The 14,201-nt window shown below is 71.2% G+C and carries 11 protein-coding genes; 7 read left to right on the forward strand and 4 right to left on the reverse strand.

Annotation, left to right across the window (positions count from 1 at the left end; all coding sequences use genetic code 11):
* Positions 1–176 precede the first annotated feature (176 nt).
* The 3 genes from AZE13_RS01745 (at position 177) to AZE13_RS01755 (ending at position 4,548) form a co-directional block, all read left to right on the forward strand.
* Positions 177–1,859: a beta-N-acetylhexosaminidase gene (locus AZE13_RS01745; RefSeq protein WP_066925939.1), complete on the forward strand. Its 1,683-nt coding sequence runs from the start codon at positions 177–179 to the stop codon at positions 1,857–1,859.
* A gap of 587 nt (positions 1,860–2,446) precedes the next feature.
* Positions 2,447–3,367, forward strand: a complete 921-nt coding sequence (locus AZE13_RS01750) for an RNA polymerase sigma factor (RefSeq protein ID WP_066925942.1) — start codon at positions 2,447–2,449, stop codon at positions 3,365–3,367.
* Entirely contained in the window at positions 3,367–4,548 is a 1,182-nt protein-coding gene (locus AZE13_RS01755; protein WP_066925945.1) for a hypothetical protein, read from the forward strand. The genes AZE13_RS01750 and AZE13_RS01755 overlap by 1 nt, the downstream gene beginning before the upstream one ends.
* Before the next feature lie 219 nt (positions 4,549–4,767).
* Here AZE13_RS01755 and AZE13_RS01760 read toward each other — a convergent pair whose 3' ends face one another.
* Positions 4,768–5,631, reverse strand: a complete 864-nt coding sequence (locus AZE13_RS01760) for a L,D-transpeptidase family protein (protein WP_066925948.1) — start codon at positions 5,629–5,631, stop codon at positions 4,768–4,770.
* Positions 5,632–5,875: 244 nt separating this feature from the next.
* Here AZE13_RS01760 and AZE13_RS01765 point away from each other — a divergent pair, with 244 nt between their 5' ends.
* Positions 5,876–7,477: a methylmalonyl-CoA mutase gene (locus tag AZE13_RS01765; protein WP_066925951.1), complete on the forward strand. Its 1,602-nt coding sequence runs from the start codon at positions 5,876–5,878 to the stop codon at positions 7,475–7,477.
* A gap of 29 nt (positions 7,478–7,506) precedes the next feature.
* On the opposite strand, the gene AZE13_RS01770 is transcribed toward AZE13_RS01765, so the two are convergent.
* A complete protein-coding gene (locus AZE13_RS01770; protein WP_066925954.1) occupies positions 7,507–8,208 on the reverse strand; it encodes a FadR/GntR family transcriptional regulator in 702 nt (233 codons plus the stop codon).
* A gap of 231 nt (positions 8,209–8,439) precedes the next feature.
* Between AZE13_RS01770 and AZE13_RS01775 the strand changes: the two genes are divergently transcribed.
* Both AZE13_RS01775 and AZE13_RS01780 read left to right on the forward strand, forming a co-directional pair.
* Entirely contained in the window at positions 8,440–8,994 is a 555-nt protein-coding gene (locus tag AZE13_RS01775; RefSeq protein ID WP_066927093.1) for a gluconokinase, read from the forward strand.
* An 82-nt stretch (positions 8,995–9,076) separates the two neighbouring features.
* On the forward strand, positions 9,077–10,474 hold the full coding sequence (locus AZE13_RS01780; protein ID WP_066925958.1) for a gluconate:H+ symporter: 1,398 nt from the start codon (positions 9,077–9,079) through the stop codon (positions 10,472–10,474).
* On the opposite strand, the gene AZE13_RS01785 is transcribed toward AZE13_RS01780, so the two are convergent.
* Complete coding sequence (locus AZE13_RS01785) at positions 10,471–12,174, reverse strand: FAD-dependent monooxygenase (protein ID WP_079123597.1); 1,704 nt, start codon at positions 12,172–12,174, stop codon at positions 10,471–10,473. The two genes, AZE13_RS01780 and AZE13_RS01785, sit on opposite strands and share 4 nt — an antisense overlap.
* 37 nt (positions 12,175–12,211) lie before the next feature.
* Here AZE13_RS01785 and AZE13_RS01790 point away from each other — a divergent pair, with 37 nt between their 5' ends.
* On the forward strand, positions 12,212–12,895 hold the full coding sequence (locus AZE13_RS01790) for a TetR/AcrR family transcriptional regulator C-terminal domain-containing protein (RefSeq protein ID WP_066925962.1): 684 nt from the start codon (positions 12,212–12,214) through the stop codon (positions 12,893–12,895).
* A 27-nt stretch (positions 12,896–12,922) separates the two neighbouring features.
* On the opposite strand, the gene AZE13_RS01795 is transcribed toward AZE13_RS01790, so the two are convergent.
* Entirely contained in the window at positions 12,923–14,152 is a 1,230-nt protein-coding gene (locus AZE13_RS01795; RefSeq protein WP_066925965.1) for an acyltransferase family protein, read from the reverse strand.
* Positions 14,153–14,201 lie beyond the last annotated feature (49 nt).

Here is a 14,201-nt window from a genome sequence, read left to right on the forward strand (position 1 = left end):
TTCCACGAGGCCCTGGGAGAGGGGTGACGAAGAGAGACGCCACGCTAACGACGCCTGTCGATCACTGTCCGACCGATGCGCGAATTTCACCCGGATGAGAGAGCTTTCGCGCGTTCAGTGGACAACCTGCTCCGCACACCTGGCAATGCTTCGCCCCGAAAAGTGAGGATTGCACGATGTCGAATCCGATCCGGCAGCCGCGCGCCGCACTGCCGGCTGTGGCGCTCACCGGCGCGCTGCTGCTCGCCGGCTGCTCCGATTCCGCGGAAACCGAGCCGCCCGGCAGCACCAGCGCCAAGGTGAACCCGTCCGCCCAGGCCGCTCCGACCTGGGCGCCGGTGAGCGGAACTCCGCAGGTCATCCCCGCCGTACGCGAGTTCCGGAAGGCCGAGGGCCGCGGCTGGCGCCCGTCGAAAGGGGCCCGCGTGGTGGTCCCCGCCGGGAAGGAGAGCAACGTTGCCGACGAAGCGCAACTGATGGCCCATGATCTGGGTGGGCTGGCGGTCGTCTATGGGGACGAGACCGTCCGTCCCGGCGACATCGAAGTGAAGCTGTCGGGCAAGAACGGAACGGGCGCGAACAGCACCACCGCGAACAACGTTCCCGTCCGGAGTGCCGCCGACGAGGCCTACACCCTCACCGCCCGCGGCACCCGGCTCACTCTCATGGCCCCCACCGACGCGGGAATTTTCTACGGCACCCGTACCGTCAAACAGGCCGTACGCGCCGCCGGCGGCCTCCCCGAGGGCACCATCGAGGACCGGCCGGACCGCCCGCAGCGCGGACTGTCGCTGGACAACGCCCGCAAGCCGTTCACCCAGGACTGGATCGAGGCGCGGCTGCGGGAGATCGCCGACCTCAAGCTCAACCAGTTCCAGCTGCACTTCTCCGACGACCAGGGCTTCCGCATCCAGAGCGACACCCACCCCCAGATCGTCTCCGCGGACCACCTCACCAAGGCCCAGGTCCGGCAGATCGTCCAGCTCGCGCGGAGTCTGCACATCTCCGTCGTCCCGGAACTCGACTCGCCCGGTCACCTGGGCGCCGTGCTGGACCACTTCCCCGAGCTGCAGCTGCGCAACGCCTCGGGCCGGACGATCCGCGGCGCGATCGACATCTCGAACCCCGAGGCGGGGCCGCTGATCGACTCGCTGCTCAAGGAGATGAGCGACCTGTTCACCAACCCCAAGGGTGCTCCTGCCTACTGGCACCTGGGCGGTGACGAGTACCAGGCGCTGATGTCGTCGTCCCCGTCGGCGTCGTACCCGCAGCTCGCCCGCGCCGCGCGGGAGAAGTACGGGCCCGACGGCACCATCGAGGACCTGGCGACCGGCTGGCTCAACGACCGCCAGAAGACCGTCGAGGCGCAGGGCAAGAACCGGGTCGAGGCCTGGAACGACGGGTTCTTCGCGGACACGGCGGTGAGCGCCGACAAGAACCGGACGGTCGACTACTGGACCGGCAAGGAGCTGGGCCAGCGCGACCCCGCACAGTTCCTGCGCGAGGGCCGCACCGTCCTGAACGTCAACGACGAGTACCTCTACTACGTCCTTGGTGAGCCCAACCAGTTCACCTACCCGACCGGCCGGCGGATCTACGAGAGCTGGACCCCGCGGGTGCTCCGCGGCACCCGGCCGGTGGCGGTGCCCACGAGCACGACCGGCCCGGACCGGATCCCCGGGGCGCGGTTCGCGATCTGGTGCGACCGCGCGCAGGCGCAGACCGCGCAGCAGGTCGCGGCCGGCATCCGGCTGCCGCTGGCGGCGCTGGCGCAGAAGACCTGGGACCCGCGGACGCCCGGCCTGTCCTGGACGGACTTCAGCTCCTTGGCCAACCGGGTGACGACGGCGGCCCAATGATCAGGCCCCACAGCACCGGACCGCGCTCCATGGCGCCGGATCGGGCGTGACTCACGCCGGCACGACGTGGTCACGCGGCTGGTCATGGCGTTGGTCATGTGGCTGGCCATGCCGTTGGTCATGCGGTTGGTCACGGAGCCCGACAGCGCACGGCAAAACCACAGGTCAGAGACGTGAGGAGAGAGGAGGACGGCCGGGGCCGCCACCCCCCACAGGAGAGGCCCCGGCCGTCTTCGCGAAGGGCCGTGACGGCCCCCTATCCGGTACAGCGTCGGACGGCCCGAAAGCGTCACAGGGGGAGCGGGCCGGGACTTCCGGATGGTTCCGTACGGTCGCGCCGGGCCTGCTGCGCGCCGCCCGGTGCCCGGCCCGGGTTCGGCGCGGGGACCGGTACGGGTTACGGTCTCCGGGAGCAGCCGGGTTACCGGGGGTCTCTACCATGTGTTCCCGGTCCGCCGTGGCCGGCGGTGGCCGGTAGCGAGCGAAGCCGAACGGATCGATGAAGCTGAGCGAACCGTGATGCCGAGTGGATCAACAAAGCGGTAAGGACCGGGCGGCGGACATTCCAGGTGCGACAGGATGGACCCGTGCGAGGGGACGACATTCAGCCGGACGACCGCCGGTTGACGGTGGCCGTGCAGGCGGCACAGGACGGTGACGAGGCGGCGTTCCGCACTGTCTACCGTGCCGTACATCCCCGACTTCTCGGATATGTGCGGACGTTGGTGGGCGAAGCGGACGTTGAGGATGTCGCCTCCGAGACCTGGCTACAGATAACCCGCGACCTTGGGCGCTTCAACGGCGACGCCGACCGCTTCCGCGGCTGGGCCGCCCGTATTGCCCGCAACCGAGCCCTCGACCACATACGGATGCGCGGCCGGCGCCCGGTGATCGGCGGCGACGAGAGCGAACTGGCCGACACCCCCGGCGCGTCCGACACCGCGGGCGAGGCGCTGGAGGCTCTCGGTACCGGCCGTGCCATGCGGCTGATAGCCAGGCTGCCGCAGGACCAGGCCGAGGCCGTGGTGCTGCGGGTGGTGGTCGGACTGGACGCCAAGAGCACCGCGGAGGTACTCGGCAAACGGCCGGGAGCGGTGCGCACCGCCGCGCACCGTGGACTGCGTCGGCTCGCCGAGCTGATCGGTGACGGGCCGGACGGCGGTGGCGTCGGCGGCGGCGGACCGGTCGGCACTGACGCGAGCGGCCCCGCGACGGGGGCCGGCGGCAGAGGCACGGGTGCCGACAGCAGGGCGGCCGGTGCCGGTGCGAGTGCAGGTGCCGATGCGGGTGCAGGTGCGAGCGCAGGCGTGGGGCGCGGGGCTGGAGCCGGTGACGGTGCGGATGGCGCCGTCGAGGGCGCGCCAGGCCCGTCCGCGCGGGCTCCGGGCAAGGGCGGCGGAACGTTGAGCGGGATGCCCATGCAGGACCGAAGACGCCGCAACGGCGTGGCGGAATCGTACGTACCAGGTGTGACGGAAACGGCCGCACGAACGCAGAAGGACATGTGATGGCCGACGACCGGTACAACTGGCTCGACAAGGAAACCGCGGAGCAGCTGCTGCGCGGTGAACCGGTCAGTGCCCGGCACGGCCACGGCGACGGCGACGGCGCACACGAGCTCGAACAACTGCTGGAGGCCGCCGCCGCAGTCGGCGCCGGACTGTCCGAGGCCGCTCCGCTTCCCGGGGAAGAGGCCGCGGTCGCCGCTTTCCACCGTGCCGCCCACCGGGGCGCAGGGGTGACGGCGCGGGGCCGGGCCGCCGACGGTCCGCTGACGACCGTGCACACCACCGGCAGCGCCGAGCGCCCCCGGTTCGGCCGCCCCTTCCGTCGTGGCATCGCCGTCGCCCTCGCCGTCTGCGCCATCGGCGGCGTCGCCGTGGCGGCGGGCACCGGTGTTCTGCCCGCGCCCTTCCGGGGTGGCGACGCGCCCGAACCGGACTCCAGCGCCTCCGCCGCCGAGACCCCCGGCACGCTCGGCACCCGCCCGCCCGGCGCGGAGACCGAGGGGTCGACGGCGCCGGCTCCGGGCGCCACACGCGGTGGCGGGACCGGCGCGCCCACCGACACCCCGGCGCCCGGCGGCCCCGGCGCGACCCAGGGCCCCGGCACGGGCACGCCCGGCGACGGGAAGGGGCGGGGCGGCAACCACGACGGTGACCGTGACGGGGACCGCGGGGACAAGAGCGGGGACCAGGACCAGGACAAGGGCGGGGACGGTGGGCCCGGCCACCGCGACAACGACAAGAAGAACCTTCTGCTCGACCTCTGCCGGAGCTATGAGTCCGGCAAACGGGGCGAAATGGGGAGCGAGCTGCTGCGCCGCCTCGAAAGCAAGGCCGGCGGCGCGGAGAAGGTGCACGGCTTCTGCCATGCGTACCTGGCGCGCCAGCAGAACAGCGGCGGCTCGGATGACAACGATGGCGCCGGCGGCCGCGGTGGCGCGAGCAGCACGAGTGGTGCGAGCGGCGCGAGTGGCGAGAACGGGAGCTCCGGTGGCTCCGGCGGTGGCCAGGAGAACGGATCGGCGCCCCGGTCGCTCGGTGTCGGCTACCTCACCGTCACCCCGACCCCAGCCTCCGAGCCACCCGCCCCGGCCCCCGAGCCACCCACCTCGTCCACCCCGTCCACGCCTTCTGCGCTGTCCAATCCGTCCAATCCCTCCACTCCGTCCGTGCCACTCGCCTGACTTCTCGCCAGGACGCCCCGGCCCGGTACGCCATCCACCAGCGTGGTGTGACGTTTTTCGACCCCGTGACGCAGTAAGGAATGAAGCCGACTGGTCATCGGCTGCGCGAGAAGCCGGGGTTTCCCCCCCGTACCTCGGCTCAGCGCATCTGGCGCGGGCGGGGCACGTTCCCCCGGCCCTGCCCGCGCCGCCCTTCTAGGGGATCTGTTCGAACGCCCCCTAGTGGTAGACGACCACCTTGGTGCCCTGCCGTACCGCGCCGAAAAGGGCGGCGATCTTCGCCTTGTCCCGTACGTTCACGCAGCCGTGTGAGGCACCGGTGTAGCCGCGTGCGGCGAAGTCCGCGGAGTAGTGGACGGCCTGGCCGCCGCTGAAGAACATCGCGTACGGCATGGCCGTGTGGTAGATCGTCGAGACATGGTGGCGGCTCTTGAACGTGACGGCGAAAGTGCCTTCGCGGGTGGGGGTGTACTGGGAGCCGAAGCGGACGTCCATCGCCGAGATGATCCGCCCGTCGACGATCCAGGCAAGGGTATTGCTCCGCTTGCTGATGCAGATCACCCGGCCCCGCAGGCAGCGCGGATCGGCCGCGCCGACCGGCCGGCTGGTCCGCGGACGGAGCTCCGCCGGCGACGGCCGGTGCGTACGGGCGAGCAGCGTACGCCAGGCCTCGGGCTGCACGGCGCCCGTACGGGGCAGACCCTGCCGCTGCTGGAAGGCGCGGACCGCCGCGGTGGTGACCGACGCGTAATTGCCCGTCGGGACGTGGTCGAAGAGGCCCAGCTGGGCCAGCCGGGCCTGGAGTTCGCGGACCCGCGCGCCCTGTGAGCCGTACGCCATCACCGGCTCGGGGGCGGGCGGCGGCTCGGGGCGGGCGGCCTGCTCGGCGGGGGAGGGGCTGGGCGGTGTGCGAGGGCCGAGCGGCGGGGGAGCGGGGGCGGTGGGGCCGGTGGGGGCGTACCGTACGCTCCCGCCGGCCGGGGTGCCGCCCGTCTTCGTGACCGTCACCGGACGGCAGCCCACCGCGAGCGCCGCCACCAGCACCACGGCCGCCGCGGTACGTCTTCCGTTGCTCCGCTTCATGCGCTGCTCCCGGATCTCAGCGATCCCGACCGGCCATCGGGATGCTGCCCAGCGCTGCGGCGTGGCGAACCTGCGGGCATGCTGTCACCACGGAGTAGAACGGGCATGCTTGAACTAAAGGCCAAAAAGGGCGGAAAACGGATAGCGGGCAGCGGGCAGCGGGCAGCGGAAGCGTAGAGCTGAGCGGGACAGCGGACAGCGGGACAGCGGGATAGCGCGTCAGGTCAATGGGAGGCGTACGTCCATGGTGCAGGAATCGGGCGGCGGTGTGCGGCGCAACGAGAGCGGCCTGCCGATCGAGCCGGTCTACGGCCCGGAGGCGCTGGTCGGCTGGGATCCCGCGAGCCGGCTGGGCGCCCCCGGCAGTTACCCCTTCACCCGCGGCATCTATCCGTCGATGTACACCGGCCGGCCCTGGACCATGCGGCAGTACGCCGGCTTCGGCACCGCCCGTGAGTCCAACGCCCGCTACCGGCAGCTGATCGCGCACGGCACCACGGGCCTGTCGGTCGCCTTCGACCTGCCGACGCAGATGGGCCATGACTCGGACACCCCGCTCGCCTCCGGCGAGGTCGGCAAGGTAGGGGTGGCCATCGACTCCGTCGAGGACATGCGGGTGCTGTTCGGCGGGATTCCGCTGGACCGGGTGTCGACGTCGATGACGATCAACGCCCCGGCGGCACTGCTGCTGCTCCTCTACCAACTCGTCGGCGAGGAGGAGGGGGTGAGCCCGGGCCGGCTCAACGGCACGATTCAGAACGATGTCCTGAAGGAGTACATCGCACGCGGTACGTACATCTTCCCGCCGCAGCCCTCGCTCCGCCTGACCGCCGACATCTTCCAGTACTGCCGGGCCGGGATTCCCCGGTGGAACACCATCTCGATCTCCGGATACCACATGGCGGAGGCCGGCGCCTCACCCGCGCAGGAGGTCGCCTTCACCCTCGCCAACGGCATGGCGTACGTCCGCACCGCGATCGCCGCCGGGATGGACGTGGACGACTTCGCGCCGCGGCTCTCGTTCTTCTTCGTGGCCCGTACGACACTGCTTGAGGAAATCGCCAAATTCCGTGCGGCGCGCCGGATTTGGGCCCGGGTGATGCGGGACGAATTCGGCGCCCGGAACCCCAAGTCGCAGATGCTGCGCTTCCACACCCAGACCGCCGGAGTGCAGCTCACCGCCCAGCAGCCGGAGGTGAACCTCGCCCGGGTCACGATCCAGGGCCTGGCCGCGGTCCTCGGCGGCACCCAGTCCCTCCACACCAACTCCTTCGACGAGGCCATCGCGTTGCCCACGGACAAGGCGGCCCGGCTCGCGCTGCGTACCCAGCAGGTGCTCGCGTACGAGACCGATGTGACCGCCACCGTCGATCCGTTCGCCGGCTCCTACGCCGTCGAGTCGATGACCGACCAGCTGGAGGAGGCTGCGGTCACGCTGATGCGACGGGTCGAGGACCTGGGCGGCGCGGTGGCCGCGATCGAACGGGGCTTCCAGAAGGACGAGATCGAGCGCAACGCGTATCGCATCGCTCAGGAAACGGACGCCGGCGAACGGGTGGTGGTCGGCGTCAACCGCTTCCAGCTGGACGAGGAGGAGCCGTACACCCCGCTGAGGGTCGACCCGGCGATCGAGGCCCAGCAGGTCGAGCGCCTCGCGGTCTTGCGGGCCCGCCGCAGCCGGCGCGCCGTCACCGCGGCCCTCGACGACCTTCGCAAGGCCGCGGAGGGGACGGACAACGTCCTTCCCCCGATGCGGGAGGCGCTGCGCGCGCGGGCGACGGTGGGCGAGGTGTGCGACGCGTTGCGGAACGTCTGGGGGACGTATGTCCCTACGGATGCGTTCTGACGGGCACGGTCGCTATGGGCGCTGCTGGACTACGGCGCCAGGACGTCCAGTTCTGCCATCGCGCCCGTCGTGATCTGCCGCGTCAGCTCTTCCGCTCGCTCCGCGTCCCCGGTCCGTACCGCCTCCGCGACCTGGACGTGGAGGGTGACCGCGGCGGGGTCGGGGTCGGGGAACATCACCTGGTGCTGGGTACGGCCGGTCAGGACGGCGGCGACCACATCGCCGAGGCGGGCGAACATCTCGTTGCCGGACGCGGTCAGTACCACCCGGTGGAAGGCGGTGTCATGGACGAGGTAGGCGTCGAGCTGCTGGCCGCGTGAGGTGGCGACCATGCCCATCGCGTGCTCGGTGAGTTCGGCGCACTGGGCGGGGGTGGCGTGCTGGGCGGCGAGGCCCGCGGCGACCGGCTCGACGGCCGAGCGGAGGACCGTGAGCGAGCGCAGCTGGCGGGGGCGGTCGCGGCCGGCCAGCCGCCAGGCGATCACGCGCGGGTCGTAGACGTTCCACTCCTCGGTGGGGCGGACGGTCACCCCCACCCGGCGCCGGGAGGCGACCAGCCGCATGGATTCCAGTACCCGGATCGCCTCGCGGATGACCGTGCGCGAGACGTCGAAGCGCTGCTCCAGCTCGTCCGTACGCAGGATCGTGCCCGGAGGGTAGTCACCCGCCGTGATCGCGGGTCCGAGGGACTCCAGCACGCGGGCATGCAGTCCCTTCCCCTCGTTTGCCATGGGGCAAGCCTACGTTCCCGGGGCTTGACCAATTAAGTATGACGTTTGAGTCACAGAGGCTTGAATACGTCATACCTAATGGGTTTCAGTGGGTGGCGCACGGGGTCGACGAAGACAGCGAGGTACCACCGGATGAGCTCCCCCGAAGCCACCCCTGAAGCCACTCCCGAAGCGGCTCCTGACGTCAGCGCCGACGTCGTTACTGACGTCATTACTGACGTCGTCGTGGTGATGGGCGTGGCCGGCACCGGCAAGACCACCATCGGTCCGCTGGTGGCCGCCGAACTGGGCGTTCCGTACGCCGAGGGGGACGACTTCCATCCGGCGGCGAACATCGCCAAGATGTCGGCCGGTACGCCGCTGGACGACGACGACCGTGGGCCGTGGCTGGACGCGATCGGTGCCTGGGCGCACGGCCGGTCCGGGCGGGGCGGGGTCGTCAGCAGCTCCGCGCTCAAGCGGGTCTACCGCGACCGGCTGCGGGCCGCCGCCCTCGGCAGCACCCTCGGCAGGACTTCCGGCAGCACCCCCGGCACTCCCGGCGCCCCGGGGCTGGTCTTTCTGCATCTGACCGGCGACCGGGCGTTGATCGAGGCGCGGATGGCCGGGCGCAAGGGCCACTTCATGCCGACCGCGCTGCTGGACTCGCAGTTCGCCACGCTCGAACCGCTGGGGCGTGATGAGGCGGGCGTCGCGGTGGACGTCTCCGGGACACCGGAGGAGATCGCCGGGCGGGCGGTGGCCGCACTCCGAGCGCGGACCGCTCCGGTCCCCGTAGGCCTGTAGGCCTGTAGGCCCGTAGCGCACCACCCGACCACCCCTCTTCCCCTCCCCTCCCTCACCCTCCCCTCCACGTAAGGGAATCGCCGTGACACATCTCAGCGTCGAGATGCTCGCAGCGGATGCGACCGGGCCCATCACCTCGGCCGGTCACGCACAGCTGGGCATCGCCGTCCTGGCCGGTATAGCCGTCATCGTCCTGCTCATCACCCGGTTCAAACTGCACGCCTTTCTGTCGCTGATCATCGGCTCGCTGGTGCTCGGCGCGGTGGCCGGGGCGCCGCTCGACAAGGCCATCGCCAGCTTCTCGTCCGGTCTGGGCGCGACGGTCGCGGGCACGGGCGTACTGATCGCGCTCGGCGCCGTCCTCGGGAAGCTGCTCGCCGACTCCGGTGGCGCCGACCAGATCGTCGATACGATCCTGGCGAGGGCAGGGGGCCGGGTCATGCCCTGGGCGATGGTGCTGATCGCCGGGGTCGTCGGGCTGCCGATCTTCTTCGAGGTCGGGATCGTCTTGCTGATCCCGGTGGTGCTGCTGGTCGTCAAGCGCGGCGGCTTCTCACTGATGCGGATCGGCATCCCGGCGCTGGCCGGACTCTCCGTGATGCACGGGCTGATCCCGCCGCACCCCGGGCCGCTGGCGGCGATCGACGCGGTCGGGGCGAACCTCGGTGTGACGCTGGCGCTCGGTGTGGTCGTCGCGATCCCGACCGGGATCATCGCGGGTCCGGTCTTCTCCCGATACGCGGCCCGGTGGGTCGATGTCCGCCCGCCCGAGCGGCTGGTGCCGGAGCGCGCTTCGGACGAGCTGGAGAAGCGGCCGGGCTTCGGGATCACCGTCGCCACGGTGCTGCTGCCGGTGGCGATGATGCTGACCAAGGCGCTGGCGGACATCGTCGTCGACGACCCGGGGCACACCGTCCGGAAGGTCTTCGACGTCGTCGGCTCGCCGCTGATCGCGCTGCTGACCGCCGTCGTCGTCGGGATGTTCACGCTCGGCCGGTCGGCCGGCTTCACCCGCGGCCGGATCGCCGCCACCGTCGAGAAGTCGCTCGCGCCGATCGCCGGTGTGCTGCTGATCGTCGGCGCCGGCGGCGGCTTCAAGCAGACACTGGTGGATGCCGGCGTCGGCCAGATGATCCTGGACCTCTCCAAGGGGTGGCAGATCTCCGCGCTGCTGCTCGCCTGGCTGATCGCGGTCGCCATCCGGCTCGCGACCGGCTCCGCGACGGTGGCCACCATCTCCGCCGCCGGACTGGTCGCCCCGCTCGCCGCGGAGATGAGCACCACCCATGGCGCGCTGCTGGTACTGGCGATCGGCTGCGGTTCCCTCTTCTTCAGCCATGTCAACGACGCCGGCTTCTGGATGGTCAAGGAGTACTTCGGCATGAACGTCGGCCAGACGCTGAAGAGCTGGTCGGTGATGGAGACGCTGATCTCGGTCGTGGGGATCGTCTGCGTCCTGCTGCTGTCCCTGGTTCTCTAGCGCCTGTTCCTCGGTTCCGCAGTGTTCCAGTGCCGCACGTCTCCAGTGCCGTGCTTGTCCAGTGCCGTGCTTGTCCAGTGCCGCGCTGCCGCGCCGGCGGATGTTCCGAGGTACGTCGACAGAGCGGCAGCCACCTGCTCCGTCGCGCCTGTCGCCGGTGCGGCCATCGCGACATAACCGTCCGGGCGGACCAGGAGGACGGCGGAGCCGGGGCCGTAGGCGTCGCGGAGGTGGCCGTCGGTGTCGATCAGGTCGGGGGACGGGCCGCCGACGCGGACGAGGCGCAGCAGGTCCGGGTCGGTGGTGTGGATGTCGGTGCCCGTCTCGGCTTCGGCTTCGGCGTCGGTGCCGTGCAGGACGAGCAGGGTGAAGTGCGGGCCCCGGAAGGCGTCGAAGAGCCGGGTGGGCTTGCCGTCGGCGGTGTGGCAGGGGGCGTCGGGGGCCCGGTCGCCGGCCCGTAGGGCGCCCTCGGGCAGCTCGTCCGTACGCAGCTCCCTGGTCAGCGGGCTGTCGGGGTAGCCGATGTCGAGCTGGTGCAGATCCCGGCCGCGACGCATGGAGCCGGAGTGGTGCAGCCGGGTACTGGTGTCCAGGATGCGCCGGGCGATCGGACGGCGCTCCGCCTCGTAGCTGTCGAGGAGGGCGTCGGGGGCGCCGTACCGCAGCACCTGGCCGAGTTTCCAGCCGAGGTTGTAGGCGTCCTGGACGCTGGTGTTCAGGCCCTGTCCGCCGGCCGGGGAGTGGATATGGGCCGCGTCGCCCGCGAGGAAGACCCGGCCGACGCGGAAGCGGTCGGCCATCCCGGCCTTGGGGCGGAAGACGGAGGACCAGACGACCTCCCGGATCTGCTCGGGGGTGAGGTGTGTGTGGGAGGAGAGGAGGGCGCGGACGGCTTCGGGTGAGATGTCCGGCTCGTCCGAGGGTGCCGCGACCATGCACTGGAAGAGGTCGGTGTGGGCCAGCGGGAGCATGGCGGCGAAGGTACGGGCGGAGTCGCTGCCTGGCCGCCACATGTGCCAGTGGTCGCGGTCGAGGCCGTCCACCCGGGCGTCGGCCAGGACCACGGCGCCCTGCTGCAGCGCCGTGCCGTTCATGCCGACGCCGAGTCCCTTGCGTACGGTGCTGCGCCCGCCGTCCGCGGCGACCAGATAGCGCGCCTCGATGGTGCACGCGCTGCCGTCGGCGCGGGCGAGACGGACTCGTACGGTGTCCGCGTCCTGGTCGAACGAGGTGAGTTCGGCGCCGAAGAGGACGCTGCCGCCCAGCTCCCGCAGACGCTCGTGGAGCAGTTCCAGGTTGCGCCACTGGGGGACCATCAGGGCACTGGCGTACGGCGTGGACGGGGTCGGGGCGACCTGCTCGATCATCTGCCGGGAGGAGACGATCCGGCCGTCCTCCCAGAGGGCCATCTCCGGGTAGGACCCGCCGTTCGCCCGTATGACGTCCAGCACGCCGAGGTCGTCGTAGACCTCCTGGGTGCGTGGCTGAAGGCCGGTGCCGCGGGCGCCCGGGGACAGGCGGTCCTGCCGTTCGACGATCAGGGCGCGCACCCCGCGCCGGGCGAGGTCGATGCCGAGGGCGAGGCCGGTGGGGCCTGCACCGGCGATCAGTACGTCGACGGTCGTGGGGCGTGCGTCGATGGCCGTGGGGAGTGCGTCGGCGGCCGTGGGGCGTGCGTCCTTAACGTTGTTAAATCCCATACCTTGAGCATCGGCTTAACGGTGTTAAGTTGTCAACATGGTTTCGCGTATCGACCGGGCACGGGTAGTGGACGCCGCCCTGGAACTGCTCAACGAGGTGGGGCTCGACGGCCTCACCCTGCGCCGTATCGCCCAGCGGCTGAACGTCCAGGCCCCCGCGCTGTACTGGCACTTCGCGAACAAGCAGGAGCTGCTGGACGAGATGGCCACCGAGATGTTCCGGCGGATGACCATGCCCCTGCTGGCCCAGGGCCCCGACGGGCCGGGCTACGGCGCGACCTGGCAGGAGGCCGTGTTCAGCAGCTGCCGGGCGGTCCGCCGGGAGCTGCTCCGGTACCGCGACGGCGGCAAGGTCTTCAGTGGTACGCGGATGACCGACGACAGCCATATGCTGCCGCTCAACAGCTATCTGAGCCTGTTCGCCGAGGCGGGCTTCTCGCCGGGCGAGGCGGCGCGGGCGTGGTGGACCGCGTACAACTTCACCGTCGGCCTGGTGATCGAGGAGCAGTCGGTCTACCCGGAGCCCGGGGACCCGGAGAGCCGGGGGCCGGAGAGCCGGGACCCGGCGTACGACCTGGACGCGCGCGAACGGACGTTCGGCGAGCGATATCCCCTCGCGGCACAGGCGGGCCGGGAGACGTTCGGCGACCTCGACCGCAGCTTCGAGAGCGGACTCCGCATCATCGTGGCCGGTATCGAGGCGACGAAGGGCATGGCGTAGCCGCCCTTTCGCTCCGCCTCGGGCCGGTCACCCCTCGCCCCGTTGTACCGCTTGCACGGGTAATACGGGTTGTACGGGTTGGGCGGGACGGGGCCCGGGGCGGGGATCGATGGCCCGCTTGAGCAGGGGTGACAGGGGGCGTTCGACGCAGCGGTGCAGTAGCCAGGCCAGGAGGAGCATCAGGGCCACGGTGAGGAGCAGGGTCGCGTATGAGGGCAGGGCGAGGGTGCGGTGCAGGGCGCGGATCACGACCCAGCCCAGGTGTTCGTGGACGAGGTAGAAGGGGTACGTCAGGGCGCCGGCGAGGGTGAGCCAGCGCCAGTCGGCCCGGCGCAGGACCGGGCCGCCCAGGGCGACGAGGGCGACCAGGGCGAAGCCGAGGGTGACGACGGCGATGATGACGGACGCCGAGCGGTAGGAGAAGGCGTCGGCGGAGGGGGCGTGCCAGAGGCCGGCGACCGCGTAGTGCTGCCCGAGCAGCCAGCTGACCAGGACTATCGCCCAGGCGATCGGGTCGCGGGCGCCGTAGCGGTGCAGGAGGTAGAGGCCGATGCCGCCGATGAAGAACGGGGCGTACTGCGGCATGAGAACGGTGTCCAGGACGGGGTGGTGGGCCTGCTGGGCCACGGCGGCGGCCAGGGTCCAGCCGGCGCAGAAGAGGACGACGCGGGTACGGGTGGCGCCCGGGAGGACGACGCAGAGCGCGAAGAGGGCGTAGAACCGCATCTCGGCCCAGAGGGTCCAGCAGACGCCGAGGACGCGGTGCGCGCCGAGCGGTTGCTGGAGCATGGTGAGGTTCGTCAGGACCTCACTGGGCGGGAGTGCCTTCTGGGCGACCCAGGGGAGCGCGAAGACGGCGGTGATGAGGAGGACGGCGGCCCAGTAGGCGGGGTAGAGGCGGGAGATGCGGGAGGCGATGAAGCCTCGGAGTGTGCGGCCCCAGCCGCTGAGACAGATGACGAAGCCGCTGATGGCGAAGAAGATCTGGACGCCCAGGCAGCCGTAGGCGAAGAGCGGGGCTGTGGTGGGGAATTGGTCGGCGGGCGAGGTGCCCCAGGACTGGGATATCTCGCCGCCGCGGCCGGCGTAGTGGTACCCGGCGACCATCAGGGCGGCGAGCAGGCGCAGGCCGTCGAGGGCGCGCAGCCGCGACGAACCGCCGCGGCTGCCGCGCCCCCGTATGACCTCCTTCGGGCCGCCCGGGACCGGGCCCGGCGCGACCGCCGGCGCGCCGGCCGTCCGTGGAGGAGTGGTCATCCGAACGCGACCTGGAGGAGCGGTCATCCGAGCGTGACCCGGGGGAGTG

The sequence above is a fragment of the Streptomyces sp. NBRC 110611 genome (genome assembly GCF_001590865.1).
GTDB lineage: Bacteria > Actinomycetota > Actinomycetes > Streptomycetales > Streptomycetaceae > Streptomyces.